The organism is Acinetobacter sp. CIP 51.11, assembly GCF_000369665.1.
Taxonomy (GTDB): domain Bacteria; phylum Pseudomonadota; class Gammaproteobacteria; order Pseudomonadales; family Moraxellaceae; genus Acinetobacter; species Acinetobacter lwoffii_S.
In genome coordinates this window covers 1,126,245-1,146,233 of the sequence record NZ_KB850129.1, presented here as the reverse complement: position 1 = coordinate 1,146,233, position 19,989 = coordinate 1,126,245, and the positions used below count along the sequence as shown (strand labels likewise).

At 42.8% G+C, this 19,989-nt stretch carries 22 protein-coding genes; 10 read left to right on the top strand and 12 right to left on the bottom strand.

Annotated features, from left to right (window positions below):
- Positions 1 to 11: 11 nt before the first annotated feature.
- Positions 12 to 554 (bottom strand): PadR family transcriptional regulator, encoded by a 543-nt coding sequence (locus F894_RS09170; protein WP_005247223.1) that lies wholly within the window; start codon positions 552 to 554, stop codon positions 12 to 14.
- 166 nt (positions 555 to 720) lie between these two features.
- Here F894_RS09170 and F894_RS09165 point away from each other — a divergent pair, with 166 nt between their 5' ends.
- From F894_RS09165 to F894_RS09155, 3 genes are all read left to right on the top strand, one after another.
- Complete coding sequence (locus F894_RS09165; protein WP_005247222.1) at positions 721 to 2,745, top strand: NADPH-dependent 2,4-dienoyl-CoA reductase; 2,025 nt, start codon at positions 721 to 723, stop codon at positions 2,743 to 2,745.
- A gap of 187 nt (positions 2,746 to 2,932) precedes the next feature.
- Positions 2,933 to 3,343, top strand: coding sequence for a nuclear transport factor 2 family protein (locus F894_RS09160; RefSeq protein WP_005247220.1), 411 nt, complete (start codon positions 2,933 to 2,935; stop codon positions 3,341 to 3,343).
- 70 nt (positions 3,344 to 3,413) lie between these two features.
- Positions 3,414 to 4,526, top strand: coding sequence for a YheT family hydrolase (locus F894_RS09155; RefSeq protein WP_005247219.1), 1,113 nt, complete (start codon positions 3,414 to 3,416; stop codon positions 4,524 to 4,526).
- A gap of 57 nt (positions 4,527 to 4,583) precedes the next feature.
- Here F894_RS09155 and F894_RS09150 read toward each other — a convergent pair whose 3' ends face one another.
- Positions 4,584 to 5,006, bottom strand: a complete 423-nt coding sequence (locus tag F894_RS09150; protein WP_212749438.1) for a hypothetical protein — start codon at positions 5,004 to 5,006, stop codon at positions 4,584 to 4,586.
- A gap of 225 nt (positions 5,007 to 5,231) precedes the next feature.
- Between F894_RS09150 and F894_RS09145 the strand changes: the two genes are divergently transcribed.
- From F894_RS09145 to ispD, 5 genes are read left to right on the top strand one after another with little or no spacing between them, the layout of a single operon-like run.
- Complete coding sequence (locus F894_RS09145) at positions 5,232 to 6,872, top strand: CTP synthase (protein ID WP_005100051.1); 1,641 nt, start codon at positions 5,232 to 5,234, stop codon at positions 6,870 to 6,872.
- Between the two features lie 32 nt (positions 6,873 to 6,904).
- A complete protein-coding gene (gene kdsA / locus F894_RS09140; RefSeq protein WP_004278721.1) occupies positions 6,905 to 7,762 on the top strand; it encodes a 3-deoxy-8-phosphooctulonate synthase in 858 nt (285 codons plus the stop codon).
- A gap of 59 nt (positions 7,763 to 7,821) precedes the next feature.
- Positions 7,822 to 9,111, top strand: coding sequence for a phosphopyruvate hydratase (gene eno / locus F894_RS09135; protein ID WP_004278719.1), 1,290 nt, complete (start codon positions 7,822 to 7,824; stop codon positions 9,109 to 9,111).
- 7 nt (positions 9,112 to 9,118) lie between these two features.
- Positions 9,119 to 9,511, top strand: coding sequence for a septum formation initiator family protein (locus F894_RS09130; RefSeq protein ID WP_004645271.1), 393 nt, complete (start codon positions 9,119 to 9,121; stop codon positions 9,509 to 9,511).
- Entirely contained in the window at positions 9,480 to 10,193 is a 714-nt protein-coding gene (gene ispD / locus F894_RS09125; RefSeq protein ID WP_005247217.1) for a 2-C-methyl-D-erythritol 4-phosphate cytidylyltransferase, read from the top strand. Before F894_RS09130 ends, ispD begins: the two co-directional genes overlap by 32 nt.
- A 55-nt stretch (positions 10,194 to 10,248) precedes the next feature.
- On the opposite strand, the gene F894_RS09120 is transcribed toward ispD, so the two are convergent.
- Positions 10,249 to 10,995 (bottom strand): IS5-like element ISAba31 family transposase, encoded by a 747-nt coding sequence (locus F894_RS09120; RefSeq protein WP_004646354.1) that lies wholly within the window; start codon positions 10,993 to 10,995, stop codon positions 10,249 to 10,251.
- A gap of 170 nt (positions 10,996 to 11,165) precedes the next feature.
- On the opposite strand from F894_RS09120, the gene rodA reads away from it, so the two are divergent.
- Both rodA and F894_RS09110 read left to right on the top strand, forming a co-directional pair.
- On the top strand, positions 11,166 to 12,305 hold the full coding sequence (gene rodA, locus F894_RS09115) for a rod shape-determining protein RodA (RefSeq protein ID WP_005247216.1): 1,140 nt from the start codon (positions 11,166 to 11,168) through the stop codon (positions 12,303 to 12,305).
- Positions 12,306 to 12,396: 91 nt separating this feature from the next.
- Entirely contained in the window at positions 12,397 to 13,065 is a 669-nt protein-coding gene (locus tag F894_RS09110) for a DUF6988 family protein (protein WP_005247214.1), read from the top strand.
- A gap of 21 nt (positions 13,066 to 13,086) precedes the next feature.
- Here F894_RS09110 and F894_RS09105 read toward each other — a convergent pair whose 3' ends face one another.
- The 9 genes from F894_RS09105 to F894_RS09065 all read right to left on the bottom strand — a co-directional run bounded on the left by F894_RS09105 (position 13,087) and on the right by F894_RS09065 (position 19,964).
- Positions 13,087 to 13,389, bottom strand: a complete 303-nt coding sequence (locus tag F894_RS09105) for a cyd operon YbgE family protein (RefSeq protein WP_004278714.1) — start codon at positions 13,387 to 13,389, stop codon at positions 13,087 to 13,089.
- Positions 13,390 to 13,392: 3 nt separating this feature from the next.
- Complete coding sequence (cydX, locus tag F894_RS14945) at positions 13,393 to 13,494, bottom strand: cytochrome bd-I oxidase subunit CydX (protein ID WP_004278713.1); 102 nt, start codon at positions 13,492 to 13,494, stop codon at positions 13,393 to 13,395.
- Between the two features lie 25 nt (positions 13,495 to 13,519).
- The gene (cydB, locus tag F894_RS09095) at positions 13,520 to 14,665 is read right to left on the bottom strand and encodes a cytochrome d ubiquinol oxidase subunit II (RefSeq protein ID WP_004731264.1); all 1,146 of its coding nucleotides are present in this window, start codon (positions 14,663 to 14,665) and stop codon (positions 13,520 to 13,522) included.
- Complete coding sequence (locus F894_RS09090) at positions 14,662 to 16,248, bottom strand: cytochrome ubiquinol oxidase subunit I (RefSeq protein WP_005247213.1); 1,587 nt, start codon at positions 16,246 to 16,248, stop codon at positions 14,662 to 14,664. The genes cydB and F894_RS09090 overlap by 4 nt, the downstream gene beginning before the upstream one ends.
- Positions 16,248 to 16,439, bottom strand: a complete 192-nt coding sequence (gene cydP, locus F894_RS09085) for a cytochrome oxidase putative small subunit CydP (protein ID WP_005247212.1) — start codon at positions 16,437 to 16,439, stop codon at positions 16,248 to 16,250. Before cydP ends, F894_RS09090 begins: the two co-directional genes overlap by 1 nt.
- Positions 16,440 to 16,949: 510 nt before the next feature.
- Entirely contained in the window at positions 16,950 to 18,032 is a 1,083-nt protein-coding gene (locus F894_RS09080) for a porin (RefSeq protein ID WP_005247211.1), read from the bottom strand.
- Positions 18,033 to 18,290: 258 nt separating this feature from the next.
- Positions 18,291 to 18,704 (bottom strand): HIT family protein, encoded by a 414-nt coding sequence (locus tag F894_RS09075; protein WP_005247210.1) that lies wholly within the window; start codon positions 18,702 to 18,704, stop codon positions 18,291 to 18,293.
- A 31-nt stretch (positions 18,705 to 18,735) separates the two neighbouring features.
- Positions 18,736 to 19,005, bottom strand: a complete 270-nt coding sequence (locus tag F894_RS09070; RefSeq protein WP_004278704.1) for a YARHG domain-containing protein — start codon at positions 19,003 to 19,005, stop codon at positions 18,736 to 18,738.
- Between the two features lie 86 nt (positions 19,006 to 19,091).
- The gene (locus tag F894_RS09065; protein ID WP_005247209.1) at positions 19,092 to 19,964 is read right to left on the bottom strand and encodes an NAD(P)-dependent oxidoreductase; all 873 of its coding nucleotides are present in this window, start codon (positions 19,962 to 19,964) and stop codon (positions 19,092 to 19,094) included.
- Between the last annotated feature and the right edge of the window lie 25 nt (positions 19,965 to 19,989).

Below are 19,989 nucleotides of genomic sequence, written 5' to 3'. Positions count from 1 at the left end.
CGTATTTACAGTTATTTTGCATCAAATTGTTTGAGTCGCTGAATGACCTGTTCCAGCCAGGAAATCCAGCCCAGTTCCTGATCAATCCCCAGTTGTAAAATCATTTTATGAATATACAAGGTACGGTCATTTTCGTGTGCTTGAGCAAAGTCCTTGGCAAAAATCTGCTGATAGGTTTTTAGTTTTTCTTTATGCAGTTCCAGATGGCGTTCCAGCTCTGCCAAGGTGTTATTGCCACCAAGCTGGGCTTCGGCACGTAAACGCACCATCAGTTCTTCGCGCAGTTGTGCCGGTGGACTTTGTTGCAGCATCCAGTTGGCCAGTTCTTCCCGGCCCAGACGTTCCACCTGATATGTCTTTTTGCGGCTATTGGAATCTTCCTCTTCTATCGTCGAAATCCATCCTTTTTGCAGCATGGCATTCAGCTCGCGATAAATCTGCTGATGAGTGGCATTCCAGAAGAAGCCCATGGATCGGTCAAAACGGCGGGCCAGTTCGATTCCGGTGCTGGGCTTTTCAATCAGGCTGGTCAATAAAACATGCGCTAAAGACATAAGCGTCTCAAAAAAGTGACTCAGGATTATTATGCAACATGTTGCATAAAAATCAATTCTGGCATATAAATTAGTGCAACAAGTTGCATTAAACTGGAAAGTTTGAGGGATCAAACTGCCAGTTGCTAAAACAATAGCCAGCCTAAACGCACGCTCAGGAGTTGAAATGTCTAAATATCCGAATTTACTTGCCCCATTGAACTTGGGTTTTACCACGCTTAAAAACCGCGTGTTAATGGGTTCCATGCACGTTGGTCTTGAAGAGGCACCCGGCGGATATGATCGGATGGCAGCTTTCTATGCAGAGCGTGCCAAAGGTGGAGTCGCTTTAATCGTCACCGGCGGGATTTCACCAAATGATCATGGGGTGACGTTTCATGGTGGTTCCAAACTTGACACTCTTGAAGAAGCTGAAAAGCATAAGGTAATTACCCAGGCCGTACATGAGGCGGGCGGGAAAATTGCCATGCAGATTTTGCATACCGGACGCTATTCTTATCAGGCTGAAAATGTCGCGCCATCCCCAATTCAGGCACCGATCAATCCGGTCAAACCGCATGCTTTAACTTCGGCTGAAGTGCAGCAAACCATTGATGATTTTGCCAATTGTGCCAAGCTGGCTCAATACGCCGATTATGACGGTGTAGAAATCATGGGCTCGGAAGGCTATTTGATTAACGAGTTTATTGCCGCGCGTACCAACCATCGTGATGATGAGTGGGGTGGAAGCTATGCAAACCGCATCCGTTTCCCGATTGAAATCGTACGCCGTACCCGTGAAATGGTCGGTGAGAACTTTATCATTATTTATCGCCTATCTATGCTGGATCTGGTCGAAGGCGGTTCAACTCTGGAAGAAGTCATCCAGTTGGCCAAAGAAATTGAAAAAGCCGGTGCGACCATTATCAATACCGGCATTGGCTGGCATGAAGCGCGTATTCCGACCATTGCCACCAAAGTGCCTCGTGCAGCCTTTACTTGGGTGACGCGTAAGCTGAAAGGTCAAGTGAAGATTCCTTTAATCACTTCAAACCGTATCAATACTCCGGAAATGGCTGAATATGTATTGGCGTCTGGTGATGCTGATATGATTTCTATGGCCCGTCCGATGCTGGCAGACTCTGAGTTTGTCCTGAAAGCGGAGCAGGGTCGTAGCGATGAGATCAATACCTGTATCGGTTGTAATCAGGCCTGTCTGGATCATATTTTCTCAATGAAAATTGCCACCTGTCTGGTCAATCCACGTGCCTGCTATGAAACAGAGCTCATTTTTAAAGAAACCAATGTAGCAAAAAATATTGCTGTGATTGGTGCGGGTCCTGCAGGTTTAAGCTTTGCTGTATATGCAGCAAATCGCGGTCATCAGGTGACGGTATTTGAAGCCGCTGCTCAGATTGGCGGGCAGTTTAATATTGCCAAGACCATTCCGGGCAAGGAAGAGTTTTATGAAACCTTGCGCTACTTCAAGCGTCAGATTGAATTACAACCACGTATCAAATTGCAACTGAATCATAAGGCGAGTCTGGAAGAGCTGGCTCAGTCAAGCTTTGATGATATTGTGGTGGCAACAGGCGTGACACCACGTCAGCTTGAGATTCCAGGCATTGATCATGCAAAAGTACTGTCTTATCTGGACGTTTTGAAAGAACGTAAGCCGGTGGGTCAGCGAGTTGCCATTATTGGTGCAGGCGGTATTGGTTTTGATACAGCCGAATTCTTGAGCCATGAAGGGGAAAGTGGCAGTATCAATCCGGAAAAATTCTATGATGAATGGGGTATTGATACTGACTATGAAAATGTCGGTGGCTTAAAAGCTGCAAATGTAGAAAAACCGCAACGTGAAATTTATTTATTGCAACGTAAAGCTGCTTCAGTCGGCGCGAGTTTGGGTAAAACCACAGGCTGGATTCATCGTACCGGTTTAAAACACCGTGACGTAAAAATGATTGCGGGCGCCAATTATGAAAAAATTGATGATCAGGGCTTACATATTGTCGTGAATGACAAGCCTGCTGTGTTGGAAGTCGATCACGTGATTATTTGTGCCGGTCAGGAATCTTATACCGCCATGTTTGATGAGCTAAAAGCGGCGGGTAAAAATGTGCATCTGATTGGTGGAGCGAAAGAAGCGGGTGAGCTGGATGCCAAGCGTGCAATCCGTCAGGGTGCTGAATTGGCGGCGGTGATCTGAAAATATTAAAACCTGCTTTTTCCCCTCTCCTTTATTAAAGGAGAGGGTTAGGGAGAGGATTTGTAAGAAAGAATCCCCCCTTGCGAAGCAGTACTTCTCACCTTTAATAAAAGGGGGAATTCTTTCAATTAAAAGAAAGAAGTATTTAAGCTTTTATTAGAAAATATCAAAAAAGAAGGAATCCAAAATGACCATCGAAAATACCAGAAAATCCATTGCACGCTGGCATGAGATGCTGGAAACCCGTGATATGTCGATCTTGAATGAACTACTTGCTGAAGAAGTGGTATTTCGTTCGCCTGTGGCTTTTCAACCTTATCCTGGAAAACAGGTGGTATTTTTTATTTTGACCAATGTCATTCAAGTCTTTGAAAACTTCACCTATCACCGTGAATTTATAAGTGAAGATGGTAACAATGTCGTACTTGAGTTTTCTGCCAATGTGGGCGATAAAAAACTAAAGGGAGTTGACATGATTCAGTTTAATGAAGAGGGTCAGATGATTGATTTTGAAGTCATGATTCGACCTAAGTCCGGACTTGAAGCCCTGGCTGTACAGATGGGCCAGCGGATGCAATCATTCCAAGCTAAAACTTAATTTGAACTATTGATTCAAGTCGGCATGAAATTTGTAAATCACAGCTAGTACAACTAGAGGGGGATGACAGATGAAAATGTTGCTTAAAAAATTGGGTCAGCTTTCCAGTGAGTATCTGGATCGTTTCAGTGGAGCAGACGAGCCGACCCTGTATTACAATCCGAATGGTGTATTTTCAGGACTCATTGAGCGCTTACCGCAGCTGCAACAAAAATATCGTCCTACACCTTGGTTAGCCAATGCACACGCACATATTCTGTATTTCGATTTAATTAAAAAACGCACCATTAAACTGAAATATGATGCGCTTGAACAGCTGAAAATGTCAGATGGTGGAATTACCGGTATTGCCTGGTATGGACTCGATCTTCCGGCAAGCACGCCGACCATTGTATTACTTCATACTATTACCGGTTCTCCTGAATCAATGCGTGAACTGGTTCGTGATCTGCATAAATATACGGGTTGGCGTGTTGCATTGTGTTTACGCCGTGGTCATGCAGACTTACCCATGCCTGTGCCTAAAATGAACCTGTTTGGTTCAACTCAGGATTTGCGTGAACAACTCTTGTATATACAGGACAGATTTCCTCAGTCCGATCTCTATGGGGTTGGCTCTTCTGCGGGTACGGGATTGTTAGTGCGTTATCTGGGCGAAGAGGGTGAACAAACCCCATTAAAAGCAGCTTTTGCTTTATGTCCTGGCTATAACACTGAAACTGGTTTTGCCAATGTGCATCCGTTTTACAGTAAAGTTATGGCCAAAAAACTGATTAAGCGCTTTATTCATCCTTATCAGGAAACCTGGCAGGTCTGCCCAAGCTGGAAACAGTTATTAGAAGTTAAAGATCTGTCCGAATTTGAAAAACTCTATTTTGAACTGGCTGGATTTACGGATTATGCCAGTTATACCCAGGCAACCAATCCGATTTATGTATTTGAAAGTATCAAAATTCCGCTGATGATTTTAAATGCGGAGGATGATCCGGTGTGTCACATCCGAAATTTAGAACCTTATAAAGAAAAAATTCGGAAGATGTCCAATATTATGGTGATTACCACCAAAAAAGGCAGTCATTGCGGCTTTTATCAGGGCTTAATGCAAACCGAATCTTGGGCTACCCGACTAATGGCAGACTATTTGATTCACTTATCTCGTGCACCGGCAACAGTATCTGCTTAAAAAGTTCCAATAAAAAACCCAGCATCTGCTGGGTTTTTTTGTTGAATGATCCTGTAATCAGTCAAGTGCTGGCATCGCTGCAGCAATCGCGTCAGCAACTGCATCATCCTCAGACTTATTTTCTGAGTTTGAATTGGTTTTAGGTGTGGTCTCAGCAGGCTTTGACGCAGGTTCTTCGCGGGTTTCAGGCACTGGTGCCGGCTCAGTCGTTTCTGGCTTTTTGATTTCACGACGGATTTCGGTCGTGGTATTTTCAGTTTGCTCACGTTGAATTTCAACTGTTGGCGCTACTTCTTCTTCAATTGCCGCTGGTTCTACAGGTTCAAGCGGTTCAAATTGCGTTGGTTCTGGAGTCGAGATTTCAGATGCTGGAGTAACTTCTACTTGCTCTTCTTCTTTTGGTGCTTCTTTTTTTACACACGCAGTTAATGTCAGGCCAGTCAGGATTAGGGTGGAGATTAAAAGTTTCTTCATCATCATTGCATCAAACATAAAAGTGTGGAGGGGATACACTATTATAGCAGCAAAATGCAAGATAGAAATCATATGAACTTACTGTAATTTTTTATAGGAATTGCTGTTAGAATAGTCAATTGTTTATTGTTCTTTGAATTGATGCGGATTGACTTTGCTTTCTAGGTACAAGGTAAAGTAAAATTGCGCAACATTGCAGGCCGATTTAGGCTCGATTGTACGAGAAACCCAATGACCCATTTTATTTTCGTTACTGGTGGTGTAGTTTCATCACTAGGTAAAGGTATTTCAGCTGCTTCTGTTGCTGCACTTTTAGAAGCTCGTGGTTTAAAAGTGACCATGGTAAAAATGGATCCATACATTAATGTCGATCCAGGGACAATGAGCCCATTCCAGCATGGTGAAGTTTTTGTTACAGAAGATGGTGCTGAAACAGACTTAGACTTGGGTTACTACGAACGTTTCTTGCGTCGTGCGAAAATGACCAAACTGAATAACTTTACATCAGGCCGTGTTTACCAGGATGTTCTGAACAAAGAACGCCGTGGCGACTACCTGGGTGGTACTGTGCAAGTTATTCCACACATTACTGACAATATCAAAGAGCGTGTACTTCGTGCAGGCGAAGGTTATGACGTTGCGATCGTAGAGATCGGCGGTACTGTAGGTGACATTGAATCTCTCCCATTCATGGAATCTGTACGTCAGTTAATGGTTGAACTTGGTCATAAACGTACCATGTTAATGCACTTAACGTTACTCCCATACATTAAGTCTGCAGCAGAATTAAAAACCAAACCAACACAGCACTCTGTTAAAGAACTCCTGTCGATTGGTATTCAGCCAGACATTCTCATCTGCCGTACAGAATACGATGTAGATGCAGATACGACGCGTAAGATTGCATTATTTACCAACGTTGAAGCACGTGCCGTTGTGGTATGTAAAGATGCACGTTCGATCTACCAGATTCCACGTACATTCTACGAACAAAATGTTGACGATTTAATCTGTGAACGTTTTGGTTATAACGATCTTCCTGAAGCTGACTTAACAGATTGGGATAACGTTGTAGAAGCACTGCTGAACCCTGAATACACCGTACGTGTTGCAATGGTTGGTAAATACGTTGAACTTCCAGATGCATACAAGTCTGTCAACGAAGCACTTCTACATGCGGGTATTCAAAACCGTGTGAAAGTTCAGATTGACTACGTAAACGCTGAAGAGCTTGAAAGCCAAGATGTAGCAGAAGTATTGAAAGATGCTGATGCGATTCTGGTTCCTGGCGGTTTTGGTGAGCGCGGTACTGAAGGCAAAATGAAGGCGATTCAGTTCGCACGTGAGAACGGTGTGCCGTTCCTCGGTATTTGCTTGGGTATGCAGTTGGCTGTGATCGAATACGCACGTAATGTTGCTGGTATTGCAGATGCGACTTCGACTGAATTTAACCGTTCAACGAAATCTCCATTGATTGGTTTAATTACTGAATGGTTAGATGAGCGTGGTGAAGTTCAGCAACGTTCTGCTGATTCTGATCTGGGTGGTACGATGCGTCTTGGCGCGCAAAAATCTGAACTGGTTGCAGGGACTAAAACTGCAGAAGTTTATGGTTCTGAAGAAATCATCGAGCGCCATCGTCACCGTTACGAGATGAACAACCGTTATATCCCAGTGCTGGAAGAAAAAGGCATGAAGATTTCTGGTTATTCTCCGGTACAGCATTTGGTAGAAACTGTTGAAATTCCTGCACATCCTTGGTTTATTGCAGTACAATTCCACCCGGAATTTACCAGCTCGCCACGCGATGGTCACCCATTGTTTGCCGGTTTCATTGATGCTGCGAAAAAGCAGTACCAAAAAACCAAATAATCGGTGCGTAGGACACAACTAGGGAAGTTTAAATGTCGCAATTAAAACCACAAGAAATTGTACGTTTGGGCGATATACAAATGGCAAATCATTTGCCATTTGTATTATTCGGCGGAATGAATGTACTTGAATCTAAAGACCTGGCTTTTGAAATCGCAGAGACTTATGTCGATATCTGCACACGTTTGGGCATTCCTTATGTGTTCAAAGCCAGCTTTGATAAAGCCAACCGTTCAAGCCTGAACTCTTTCCGTGGGCCTGGCCTGGAAAAAGGTCTCGAGTGGTTAGCTGACATTAAAAAACACTTTAATGTACCGATCATCACCGATGTGCATGAGCCGTACCAAGCGGCTCCTGTTGCAGAAGTGGCAGACATTATTCAATTGCCAGCTTTCTTAAGCCGTCAGACGGATCTTGTTGAAGCAATGGCAAAAACCGATGCGATCATCAACATCAAAAAAGCCCAGTTCCTGGCTCCACACGAAATGCGTCATATTTTGCATAAGTGTCTGGAAGCCGGAAATGACAAGCTGATCATTTGTGAACGCGGTTCGGCATTTGGCTATAACAATCTGGTTGTAGACATGCTGGGCTTCGACATCATGAAAGAAATGAATGTCCCGGTTTTCTTTGATGTGACCCATGCCTTACAAACCCCAGGCGGCCGTGCAGATTCTGCCGGTGGTCGTCGTGCGCAAATTACAACGCTTGCACGTGCGGGTATGGCAACGGGTCTTGCAGGCTTGTTCCTGGAAGCACATCCAGATCCGGAAAAAGCCAAGTGTGATGGTCCATGTGCGCTGCGCATGTCTCAGCTTGAGCCGTTCCTGGCACAGCTAAAAGAATTGGATACCTTGGTTAAAGGTTTCGAAAAGTTAGATACACACTGAGTTTATCACTCTTGCGCTGCCGTATAGGCAGCTCATATTAATCAACTGAGGAATAGTTCATGAGCCAAATCGTTGACATTCGTGCACGTGAAATTTTGGACTCTCGTGGTAACCCTACCATCGAAGCAGACGTAATCTTAGCATCTGGCGTAGTTGGCCGTGCATGTGCACCATCTGGTGCTTCAACTGGTTCTCGTGAAGCTTTAGAACTTCGTGATGGCGATAAAGCGCGTTACTTAGGTAAAGGCGTTAAAACTGCGGTAAATAACGTCAATACGTTAATCCGTGACGCTTTGGTCGGTAAATCAGTATTCGAACAAAAAGACATCGATAACACGATGATCGCGCTTGACGGTACTGAAAACAAAGAAAAATTAGGTGCAAACGCAACTTTGGCAGTGTCTTTGGCTGCTGCTCGCGCTGCTGCTGAAGAAAAGAAAATTCCTCTTTTCCAATACATCGCAGATCTTCGCGGTCAAACGATTCTAACCATGCCTGTACCAATGATGAACATCATCAATGGTGGTTCACATGCAGACAACAATGTCGATATTCAAGAATTCATGATTGAGCCAGTAGGCTTCACTTCATTCTCTGAAGCGCTACGTGCCGGTGCTGAAATCTTCCATTCACTTAAATCAGTATTAAACAAAAAAGGTTTAAACACTGCGGTAGGTGATGAAGGTGGTTTTGCACCAAACTTGCGTTCAAACGAAGAAGCAATTACGGTTATTCTTGAAGCAATTGGTCAAACTGGCTACAAAGCAGGTTCTGACATCATGCTTGCGCTTGACTGTGCATCTTCAGAATTCTACAAAAATGGTCAATATATTCTTGCGGGCGAAGGCAACAAAGCGTTCACAAGCAACCAGTTCTCTGACTATTTAGCAGGTCTGGTAAACCAGTACCCAATTATCTCGATTGAAGATGGTTTGGACGAATCTGACTGGGAAGGCTGGTCTTACCTGACTTCTATTCTTGGCGACAAGATCCAGTTGGTTGGTGACGACTTGTTCGTAACGAATCCGAAAATCCTGCAACGTGGTATCAACGAAAAAGTGGGTAACTCGATTCTGATTAAATACAACCAGATCGGTACCTTGACTGAAACTTTAGATGCGATCTATCTTGCAAAAGAAAATGGTTACTCTACTGTAATTTCACACCGTTCAGGCGAAACTGAAGATTCAACGATTGCTGATCTTGCAGTAGGTACAGCAGCGGGTCAAATCAAGACTGGTTCACTTTGCCGTTCTGACCGTGTAGCGAAATATAATCAATTACTTCGTATTGAAGAATTGACTAATGCTGCATATCGCGGTAAAGCTGAGTTCAAAGGTTTGAACTAAGCGACTTATGTCAATGTTAAATGTATTCGACTCGACTGCGAGTAAAGTACTGTTGGGCCTTGCGATCATTTTGATCGCAGGGTTTCAATATTTATACTGGTTTGGTGAAGGTGGTTATCATGATCATCAGCAACTGACCCAGAAAATCCAGCAACAGATGGAATTGAATGATGAGCTAAAAGAGCGTAATCGCGTTCTGGCAGCAGAAGTTTATGATTTGAAGAATGGTATTGAAGCCATCGAAGAACATGCGCGTTTAGATCTTGGTCTGATTAAGCCACGCGAAACTTTTATTCAAATGAGCACGATCAGTACTCAATATAAACCGATCTATCTTAATCCTAATTCTAAAGTAGACCTGCGAACCAATGAGTCAGCTGAAGCACCAACTACACCCTAAACTTTGGGTCATTCTTCCAGCTGCAGGTTCCGGTAGCCGTTTCTCCAAAACAGAACTGAAACAATATCAGATGATTCAAGAGCGAACTGTTCTTGAACATACGGTGGCTCGTCTGAATCAACTGCCTTTGGCGGGTTATGTCCTGGCGATTGGTGAACAGGACAACGTCGCAAAAATGCTGCCATTTTCCAGTCAAGAGAAAGCCCATTTTTGTCTGGGCGGTGCCGAGCGGGTGAATTCCGTGTTAAATGCACTCACGTATTTATCTCAAATCGCTTCTGAAGATGAGTGGGTGCTGGTACATGACGCGGCGCGTCCCTGTGTCGGTCTGGATTGTCTGCAACAGTTAGTCAATACGGCGATTACAAATGATCAGGCTGCGATTCTGGCGATTCCGGTGCGAGATACACTTAAGCGTGTAGTAACCAATTTTGATATTGAGGAAACAGTGGATCGCTCGATGCTCTGGCAGGCACAAACGCCACAAATGGCCAAGCTAGGTGTGTTGAAACGGGCGCTTGAGCAGGCTTTGCAAGATGGTGCCACGATTACCGATGAAGCCAGTGCGCTGGAACATATCGGTAAGCCGGTGAGTGTAGTACAAGGTCGTTCCGATAATATTAAAATTACCTATCCGGATGATCTGGAACTGGCCAGGCTGATTTTACAGGCTCAGGCTTAAAAATATATTCAAATAATATTTAGGGTCTGTTGACATTTACTGTTCATAATTAACCCTATAAAGGTAGCCATAAAAATATACAGGCTAAAGCAACAGAACTTTGATAATTTCTTTTGAGCTTGTCATATCGAGTAGCTATTCCTCTAAATTGCTTTAATCTACAAAATATATTTTCAACTAAATGCCTGATTTTATATAAATACCAGTCCATATGGTCATTGTTCGATTGGCTATTTGTTTTCTTTGGTATATTTGCTTTAGTCCCTGTTTTCCTGATCTGTTCACGCAGTGGTTCTGAATCATAGCCTTTATCTGCACATACCACTTTTGTCTCTTTTAAATCTAATGTTGATATTAAATCAGGTGCAACTTTAACATCATGTGTGGTTCCATCGGTAATCATGAAATCAATAGGATTGCCATGTGCATCAACAATCAAATGTATTTTTGAGGAGTTTCCTCCTACACTTTTAGAAATAGATTGATTCGCTATGCCGGCAGAATGTTGATGAGCACGTACATGAGAGCCATCAATAAAAATCCACTCCATATCGGGGCATGAGGCTAGTAATTTGAATAATCTAAGTAACTTACCGCTGCTTGACCAACGATTAAAACGTTTGAAAATAGAGTTTGAATGACCAAAACAACAAGGAATATCTCGCCACGGACAGCCTGTTCTAATTCTATAGAGAATAGCTTCAATAAAATTGCGTAAATTTGAGTTGTGGTGAATGGATAAATTACGCAGAATAACTTTCAACTTTTGCCAGTGTTGATCTGTCAGCATGGTACGAGGCATAGCGAATAGTAAAATTGGGTTTGGCGATTTGATTTTACTACTTCGCTATTTTTTTAAGCTAAAAGTGTCAACACACCCTAAATAAAAGCAGAATAAATCTGGCTGTAGCGATCTATTCGCTATAGCTTTCACTTATAATTTTGCCATCATTCTTTTTCACCTTTTGGCCAATGATACCTTCACAGCAGTATCGGTTTTTACGTCACTCTTTGCGTGATGGACGTAGTATTAACCCGCAAGATTCATCTCGATGGACCAAGTTGCACCTTGATCCATGGTTATTGTGCTTTCTGGTTCTCAATGCAATCCTGGGTTTAATGGTGGTGTATAGCGCGACCTCCGAAGACTCTGGCATGGTGGTGCGTCAGGCCGTCAGTTTCGGGATTGGTTTTGTGCTGCTATTTATCTGTGCGCAGATTCCACCGAAAGTTTATCAGGCGATTAGTCCATACCTGTACGCCTTCGGGATCTTCATGCTGCTTCTGGTCTTTGTGATTGGTGAAAAACGCTTGGGTGCAACCCGCTGGATTACCTTGCCGGGGGTAGGAAGCATGCAACCGAGTGAGGTGATGAAATTTGCGATGCCTTTGATGATGGCATGGTATTTTGCACGTAAGCCGTTTCCTCCCAAATTTTTGCATATTGTGGGGGCTCTGATTTTATTGGGCGTACCATTTGTTTTGGTGGCGCTTCAGCCTGACTTGAACATTGGCTTGGTGATTCCCGGTATTTTTGTTCTATTTTTAAGTGGGATGTCGTGGCGTCTGATTGGTGGTGCAGCCGCTGCAGTAGCCGTGGCAGCTCCGGCTGCATGGATGTTTGTATTACAAGAGTATCAAAAAAAGCGTATTACTACGCTATTTGATCCGGAGTCGGATGCCTTGGGTGCAGGCTGGAATATTATCCAGTCCAAAATTGCGATTGGTTCAGGTGGTTCCACGGGTAAAGGCTATACTGAAGGTACGCAATCACATTTAGGTTATCTTCCTGAACATCATACTGACTTTATTATGTCGACTTATGCCGAAGAATTCGGTTTTATCGGTGTTTTCCTACTGTTTAGTTTATTCACTGCCATTATTATTCGCTGTTTGATGATTGGTTTAAACAGCTTTCATAACTTTGGCCGTTTATATGCTGGAGCCATGGGGCTGACTTTCTTCTTCTTTGTATTTTTAAACTCCGGCATGGTGAGCGGGATTTTACCTGTGACCGGAGATCCATTGCCGCTGATGAGCTATGGCGGAACGGCGGTGATTTCCATGTTGGCCGGGATGGGCATTGTGATGTCGATTCATACTCATCGATAATTATTCTAAAAGTCGGACTAGTTCCGGCTTTTTTATTATTCTTAAAACAAAACATAAATAATCTCTATTAAGTATAAAAAGGAAGTTAAGTTTGAGTAATATTTTTCGTGAATCAGAAAAAATGTTGGTAGAGCTTGGGAGTGAATTAAATAATTCAATATTTTTGGAGGGTGGGCCTCGGCTTGAGATAGTTTATCAATGCTGTGAATTGTCGATTGAGCATGGTGTGGCTATTCTCAGTTTACTGGAAATAAAAAGAGATATATCTGCGCTTGCCTTGTTTAGAATTCAGTTTGAGGCGGTCGTTAGAGCTTACTGGTTACTTATGGTTGCCTCAAATCAAGAAATACAAAAGTTTGAATTAAATAATGCAGATGACCTTTTAAAGAATATTAAAATCCCGACAGCAGTAGAAATGATAACGAAATTAGAGAATATTGTAGAGATAGCTCATATAGTAGAGATATTTAAAGAGTTTAAATTTTACTCATTAAAACATTTGCATTCTATTGTTCATACAGGACGAAATTCATTAATTCAAAAAAGAGCAGGATTAGCTGATGAGCAAATGCTTGTGATTATTAAACAAGTAAATGGATTTATTACGATGGCTGCACAAATATTGTTAAGACATGCGGGTAAAGAAAAGTATATTCATCACATTCATGCGCAATATAGAAATTGTTTCCAGATGCAGAGTGATATAACAGTAGAACAAAAAGCAGAAATCGATAAGCGATATCAAAAAGCCCTCACTTGAGGGCTTTTTTAATTTCATACTTTAACTGAGAAACCAGGTGTAATAGCCCCAGATCATTAAAGGCCATGCCAAGAATGGACTAAACAGCCATTTCCAGAACCAGTGGCGCGGCATAAAGCCCACACCATGGACAAAGCCTCCAGAAATACCAATCATGATATACATCATGGCACTATGGCTATATTCACCATTGGCATCCAGCATTGCGGAAGGATGAACCAATAACACGGCTGCGAGAGGAAAAGCCAGGAGGCAGGAAATCATCATCGCAAATTTGTTTGGTTTCTTGTCTACAACGGTTTTCTCAAGCGCAGCTTCTGTCATGTTTTATTCCTCATCCAGGTCTTGGTGTTGTTCCATGTAAATGGCAGCAATCACACTGGCAAAACATGCCATCAGTACACCCAGAATCCAGGCAAAATACCACATAGTTGTCTCTCCTTAAGACATAACCTTAGTACAGGCTATGTGAATTATCTTCAATGTGTTTGTTGGTAATCACGCCCCACATCTTGTAATAACACCAAGTGGTATAGATCAGGATCAGTGGAACAAAGATACAGGCAGCAACGGTCATGACCGTTAAAGTATTTTTACTAGATACCGCATCCCACATAGTCAGACTTGCAACCGGGTTAATGCTTGAAGGCATCAGGAAAGGGAATAGGGCAAAACCAGCAGTTAGAATTGCACCGATGACAGCCAGAGATGAACCCAGGAAGCTCAGGCCTGCTTTGTTTTTACCTGCTGCCAAGACAATGATCAAGCCACCCAAAATGCCGGCAATAGGCGCTGCCATCGTGATTGGATAAGTCGAATAGTTGTTCATCCAGCCTGGATTAGCATTGGTCAATACTTCTTTTGCAAGCGGATTGGCAACACCATTGGTATCAAAAGGTGTAACCAAGGTATAGCCTTGAATACCACCAAAATACAACCATGCACCGGCTGCCAGGAAAGTTGCCAAATACACCAGACCCATGATTTGCGTTGCTTTGGCAGAACGCTGACGTAGGTCACCATCTGTGCGTAACATCAGCCATGCACCACCATGTGCACACAGCATCGATAAGCTGACCAGACCACACACAATAGCAAACGGATTCAGCAGGGCAAAGAAGCTGCCAGTATAAGTAGAACGTACAGTTTCATCTAGAGTAAATGGCACACCCAGGAACATGTTACCGAATGCCACACCAAAGACCAATGCAGGAACTGCACCACCAATCGCTAGACCCCAATCCCATGAATTGCGCCATTTGGTATTTTCCAGTTTTGAGCGATAGTCAAAACCGACCGGACGCAGGAACAGGGCAAACAGGACCAGCAACAGTGCCCAGTACATGCCAGAGAATGCAGTTGCATAGACCATTGGCCAGGCAGCGAATAACGCACCGCCGGCAGTAATAAACCAGACCTGATTACCGTCCCAGTGCGGCGCAATGGTATTGATCGCTGCACGGCGCTCGCTATCATTTTTGCCCACAAATGGCATGATCGCCATAGAGCCCATATCGAAGCCATCGGTGAGGGCAAAGCCAATCAGCAATACGCCGACCAGCACCCACCAAATGATTTTTAATAATTCATATTCGATCATGCGTGAGTCTCCCCATTTGCTTTTTCTGCAGCTGCAAGCCTTTCAAAATGATATTTACCGGTATGCAGTGAGCTTGGGCCAAGACGTGAGAACTTGATCATCAGATACATCTCGATAATCAGTAACACGGTATAGAATGCTGCTAATGCCAAGATTGAACCCCATACATCACCTGTGCTTAAGCTCGATGCTGAAAGATGCGTCGGTAAAACCTCACCAATGGTCCAAGGTTGACGACCCACTTCTGCCACATACCAGCCAGTTTGCGCAGCAACCCAAGGTAAAGGCAGTGCAAATAAAGCAAATTTCAATAACCATGGTTTGTTTTCTGCATTACGTTTTGCTACCGCAAAAGTTGCCAGTGCAAATAGAAGTAGCATCAGGAAGCCAGAAGCCACCATGGCACGGAATGCCCAGAACAGGCTTGGTACGTGTGGAATAGTGTCTTTAGCAGCTGCTTTGATTTGCTCATCAGAGGCATCAACGACATTTGGTGTGTATTTTTTCAGCAGCAGACCATAACCTAAGTCTTTTTGGCTTTCTTCAAAAGCGGTTTTCAGTTCTGGAGACTGATCACCAGCACGTAATTTTTCCAGTTGTGAATATGCCACCATACCATTACGGATACGCGCTTCGTGCTGAACCAGCAGGTCTTTAATACCTGTGACTTGTTCAGTCGTAGAACGTGTAGCAATCAGACCCATCACATAAGGAATTTTCACTGCATAATCTGTAGTCATGGTTTCCTTATTCGGAATACCGAACAAAGTAAATGGTGCAGGCGCAGGGTGGGTATCCCATTCGGCTTCAATTGCTGCCAGTTTGGTTTTCTGTACATCACCCAGCTCATAACCTGATTCATCCCCCAGTAAAATCACCGAAAGTGTAGAAGCAAGGCCGAAGATGGCTGCGATGGCAAAAGAACGGCGTGCAAAGGGCAGGTCACGTTTTTTCAGCATGTAATAACTTGAAATGGCCAGTACAAAAATAGCACCTGTGACATAACCGGCAGATACGGTATGCACAAATTTAACCTGAGCGACCGGGTTAAAAATCAGTGCAGCAAAGTCCACCATTTCCATACGCATGGTTTCATAGTTAAATGCCGAACCGACCGGGTTTTGCATCCAGCCATTGGCGACCAGAATCCAGAGTGCGGACATGTTCGAGCCTAAAGCCACCAGCCAGGTTACGGCCAGATGTTGCACTTTGGACAGACGATCCCAACCAAAGAAGAACAAGCCAATAAATGTCGATTCAAGGAAGAAGGCCATCAAACCTTCAATCGCCAGCGGTGCACCGAAAATATCACCGACATAATGCGAGTAATATGCCCAGTTGGTTCCGAACTGGAACTCCATGGTCAGGCCGGTGGTTACCCCTAAGGCAAAGTTAATACCAAACAGTTTTCCCCAGAACTTGGTCATGTCTTTATAGATTTCTTTGCCGGAAATCACATAGGTGGTTTCCATAATGGCAAGCAAAAAAGCCAGGCCTAAAGTCAGTGGAACAAAAATAAAGTGATACATCGCGGTCATTGCAAATTGGAACCGCGAAAGATCGACCACGCTTTCAGAAATCATCAACGTGTCTCCTTGATTGGGGAAGGACTGCCGGCAATGTGCTCGGCAACTTGAGAGTCAAAATTTTTGGGAATAGTAGGGGCGTCAAACCAGATATGTTTAATCGTCAATAAGAGAACAATCTTAATTATTAATATGATTGTTATCTCGCGAACTAATCGTTTGTTAAAATCTTTGGGTATTAAGCTCATGCAAATAAGCCTATTTTTTAAAACATAATGGATATTATTAAACAAAAAGTAACTAAAAATAAATAGATTAAACAGTTAAAGTAAAAATATATTATTTAAATTAATAAAAACAATAGCTTATTCTGGTGAGTGTTAAAAAATAAACTAATATTTATTTGCTTCAAAGTAGACTAAAAAGCTTTGTGTTAATGTTTTTAATCCCAACTAAAATGGTAATGTATTATATTTAAAGTTGACTAAAACAGTTGTGTATTATCTAAAAATCTGACCAAAATGGTTGCATATTATTAAAAATTGGTATTTGAAATAATATGTATTAAGTAGGATTAATCTGTTTTTTAATTAGGGTTTAATGATTTTAAAAAGAAAATAATACAGATATGGTTTTAAATACTCTATTCGTGAGAAATAAAAAAGACCGCCCGTAGGTAGTCTTTTTTTGGTTAAGTACGCGGTCAAAAAATCAGCATACTTAAATAAAATATTCTTTAGTGTGCTATGGCTTTTGGCTTAGAAGTTATATTCCATACCAAGACCGAATACAGTCATAGTATCATCTTCACCAGCAGCTGTTTTCCAGTCACGTTCTTGAGAAGCAACGATACCGTACATACGAGCTTGTTTGTTGAAGTAGTAATCTACACCAAGACCGTATTGATTGATGTCACGATCAACAGAAGTAGTTCCAGCTGTGTATTCTGTATTCGCATTTGCGTATTCAGCTTTTACAACCCATGGAGTTGAACCGATTTTATATGCAGCGGCAATTGTGAAAGCATCTTCTTGTAAGCCTTTAGCAGCGGTTAGATCGTCAGATGGTTCAGCGGTTTGCCATAAACCACCTAAAGTCAAGCCGTTGATACCCACTTTAGAGAAGTCATAAGCTCCAGTGATACGGAAAGCATCAGAAATATATTTTTTACCATCAAAACCTACATATTTACCTTCAACAGCAGAGTTTGCTGCTAGGCCTAAAGATAAGCCAATGTCTTTGTTATCATATAGGACAGATGCTGAGATACCATCACCGAAGCCATCACGTGCACTATCGTCACCAGAAGTGCCAGCTCCAGGAGCAGCTGAATTTTCACCTTGTAGCGCCATAATGTTGAATTGAACGCCGCCAAGCAATTTTTTGTCAGTTTCGATACCGATCGAATTTTTAGGACGTTCTTCACCGTGCATCATGTTGGTAATGTCAAGACGAGTGTGATCGTTGAAGATGTCTTGAGCACTGCCAGCAGCTGTTTTGAAATAAGAATCGTAGTTACCTGCTTTTAGTGTACCTAAACCAGCCCATTTAAGACCGATGAAGCGGTTACGTGCACTCCAGTCAGTATCTGAACCAGAACCATCAGTAGAAACAGCCCATTCAGCTTGATAAACAGCTGACAACTTGTCAGTCAGTTTCTCTTCACCTTTTACACCAATACGTGAAGCATGAGAGCTTACTTCAGAAACATCGTTACCTTTGAAATCGTAGTTATCAACTTGGTCGATAGATACGTTCAGTTTACCATACAAAGTTGGTGCTGCTTGTGCTGCACTCATCCCCAAAGCCGCTACTGCAGTAGCGAGAAGTAATTTTTTCATTGAGATATTTCTCCAAAACACGGTTCTAAATGGCATTCGCCTTACTTAACACTTCTTTTTTAGTTTGCTTAAGTACAAAAAATTACAAAAGCTCACCAACTTGCTATGCAGTATCTGTAATGTTTGTGACAACGAGGTGAACAATAAATGACAGTTTGGTGACGTGTTTGGATTAAATATGAAGGCTAATTCTTTCTTTTCTTATTCTGTATTTATAAAAAATGGAGCCGAAGCTCCATTTTTTGAATTTATTTTAAATCAAAGTGCGGCTTTAATTCTTTCCGCCAAGGCTTGGATTTTTTCTTGATCACCCATGTGTAAAGCATGTTTGCCTAATTCATGAACTGAACTTGGAATGAGGTGGAAATGTACATGCGGAACAGTCTGACCAGCAGATGCGCCTGAAAGTTGCATCAGTACAATACCTTTTACTTCAAGTGCTATTTCCATCGCTTGCGCAACTTTTTGCACAATTTGAATGGTGTAAGCAGCAGCGTCAGGAGGTAGATCAAGCAATGTTATAGCAGGTGTTTTAGGGATGACCAGCGTGTGACCTTCAGCTTGAGGCATGATGTCCATAAAAGCGAGAACTTGATCATCTTCATACACTTTAATTGCAGGAATTTCGTTGCGGATAATTCGTGCAAAAATATTTTGATCATCGTAAAGCATGCTTAATCCTTGAAGGTGATTTGAACTGTAATTATTTACAGTTCAATTCTTTCTGACGATCTTTGATGGCGTCAAGTCGTTGTTGCTCTTTTTCTGAAAATTTTGGTTTAGTTGTATAGCAATTATCATTGCCAAACTTGGCTTTTGCTTCAGGATCTTTGAAACAGAAACCTTTAGACGCATAAATCACGTCATGATCATTTTTTAATTTTTTGCACTCTTGTTCAGATGCAAGAACCGATGTTGAAGCCCCGAACAAAGTTGCAAAGCCAATCAATGCTGCAACAGAAAATTTCTTCATGAGAGTTTCCTCTGGGTTATCCACTATATGTGCCTGCCTACTAGTCACAATATGAGGTTTCGTTATCATTATTCAATGGCGAGATATTACTCGATGGTAATATTACTCCATGATTCATACATTTTCACAGCACTGGAAAAATCACTGTTTTTATCCGACAGATCGCTGGCCGCCTGAATCAGATTCTGGGTCAACGAGAGCACAGGCGCAGAAAGTTTGGCTTCACGTGCAAGGTCGATTGCAATGCCTGTATCTTTGGCCAAGAGTGGCAGGGCAAAGGTTACAGGAAAACTGCGGTTTAAAATACGCTGTGGCAATACGGTTTCAGTCACCATGCTTTTACCACTTGAAGCATTAATACAATCCAGCGCTTCATGCAGGTTTACCCCATGCGCTTTCAGTGTAGTAAAGCCTTCTGCGACGGCACACAGGTTTACAGCCATTAACATATTATTTACGGCTTTCACTGCAAAACCCGCGCCAGATTCACCGACATGCTTGATCAGCTTGCCAAATGCCTGCAGCGCAGGAAGGGCTTTTTCATAGCCCTCTGCATTGCCGCCCACCATCACGGTTAATGTACCATTCTCAGCACCAACGGTTTGGCCGCTGACCGGTGCATCCAGAAAGATTACCCCATGTTTAGCCAATTGTACTGCCAATTTTTGGGCAGAATCCGGTACACCACTGGTGCAGTCGACCCAGACTGAACCGGATTTAAGCGACAGATTTTCCAGAAGTCGTTCAACGTCAGCGCTAGTTGGCAGGCAGGAAAAAATCACATCTGCCTGTACGGCCTGTTCCAGTGTGACGGCTTGGGTGCCATATTCAGCCGCATGTTGCTCTGCCTTGTTAAAGCTGCGGTTCCAGACATAGACCGTATCAAAATGCTTGGGTAAATGTGCTGCCATACGAAAACCCATTGCACCTAGGCCGATAAATGCCACTGATTGAATCATGCTGTACCCTCTGAATATGTTTAAA

What these genes read in the sequence shown, in the direction of transcription:
- F894_RS09170 (WP_005247223.1), bottom strand. Translation starts at nt 554, where the DNA reads ATGTCTTTAGCGCATGTTTTATTGACCAGCCTGATTGAAAAGCCCAGC.
- F894_RS09165 (WP_005247222.1), top strand. Translation starts at nt 721, where the DNA reads ATGTCTAAATATCCGAATTTACTTGCCCCATTGAACTTGGGTTTTACC.
- F894_RS09160 (WP_005247220.1), top strand. Translation starts at nt 2,933, where the DNA reads ATGACCATCGAAAATACCAGAAAATCCATTGCACGCTGGCATGAGATG.
- F894_RS09155 (WP_005247219.1), top strand. Translation starts at nt 3,414, where the DNA reads ATGAAAATGTTGCTTAAAAAATTGGGTCAGCTTTCCAGTGAGTATCTG.
- F894_RS09150 (WP_212749438.1), bottom strand. Translation starts at nt 5,006, where the DNA reads ATGATGATGAAGAAACTTTTAATCTCCACCCTAATCCTGACTGGCCTG.
- F894_RS09145 (WP_005100051.1), top strand. Translation starts at nt 5,232, where the DNA reads ATGACCCATTTTATTTTCGTTACTGGTGGTGTAGTTTCATCACTAGGT.
- kdsA (WP_004278721.1), top strand. Translation starts at nt 6,905, where the DNA reads ATGTCGCAATTAAAACCACAAGAAATTGTACGTTTGGGCGATATACAA.
- eno (WP_004278719.1), top strand. Translation starts at nt 7,822, where the DNA reads ATGAGCCAAATCGTTGACATTCGTGCACGTGAAATTTTGGACTCTCGT.
- F894_RS09130 (WP_004645271.1), top strand. Translation starts at nt 9,119, where the DNA reads ATGTCAATGTTAAATGTATTCGACTCGACTGCGAGTAAAGTACTGTTG.
- ispD (WP_005247217.1), top strand. Translation starts at nt 9,480, where the DNA reads ATGAGTCAGCTGAAGCACCAACTACACCCTAAACTTTGGGTCATTCTT.
- F894_RS09120 (WP_004646354.1), bottom strand. Translation starts at nt 10,995, where the DNA reads ATGCCTCGTACCATGCTGACAGATCAACACTGGCAAAAGTTGAAAGTT.
- rodA (WP_005247216.1), top strand. Translation starts at nt 11,166, where the DNA reads ATGATACCTTCACAGCAGTATCGGTTTTTACGTCACTCTTTGCGTGAT.
- F894_RS09105 (WP_004278714.1), bottom strand. Translation starts at nt 13,389, where the DNA reads ATGACAGAAGCTGCGCTTGAGAAAACCGTTGTAGACAAGAAACCAAAC.
- cydX (WP_004278713.1), bottom strand. Translation starts at nt 13,494, where the DNA reads ATGTGGTATTTTGCCTGGATTCTGGGTGTACTGATGGCATGTTTTGCC.
- cydB (WP_004731264.1), bottom strand. Translation starts at nt 14,665, where the DNA reads ATGATCGAATATGAATTATTAAAAATCATTTGGTGGGTGCTGGTCGGC.
- F894_RS09090 (WP_005247213.1), bottom strand. Translation starts at nt 16,248, where the DNA reads ATGATTTCTGAAAGCGTGGTCGATCTTTCGCGGTTCCAATTTGCAATG.
- cydP (WP_005247212.1), bottom strand. Translation starts at nt 16,439, where the DNA reads ATGAGCTTAATACCCAAAGATTTTAACAAACGATTAGTTCGCGAGATA.
- F894_RS09080 (WP_005247211.1), bottom strand. Translation starts at nt 18,032, where the DNA reads ATGAAAAAATTACTTCTCGCTACTGCAGTAGCGGCTTTGGGGATGAGT.
- F894_RS09075 (WP_005247210.1), bottom strand. Translation starts at nt 18,704, where the DNA reads ATGCTTTACGATGATCAAAATATTTTTGCACGAATTATCCGCAACGAA.
- F894_RS09070 (WP_004278704.1), bottom strand. Translation starts at nt 19,005, where the DNA reads ATGAAGAAATTTTCTGTTGCAGCATTGATTGGCTTTGCAACTTTGTTC.
- F894_RS09065 (WP_005247209.1), bottom strand. Translation starts at nt 19,964, where the DNA reads ATGATTCAATCAGTGGCATTTATCGGCCTAGGTGCAATGGGTTTTCGT.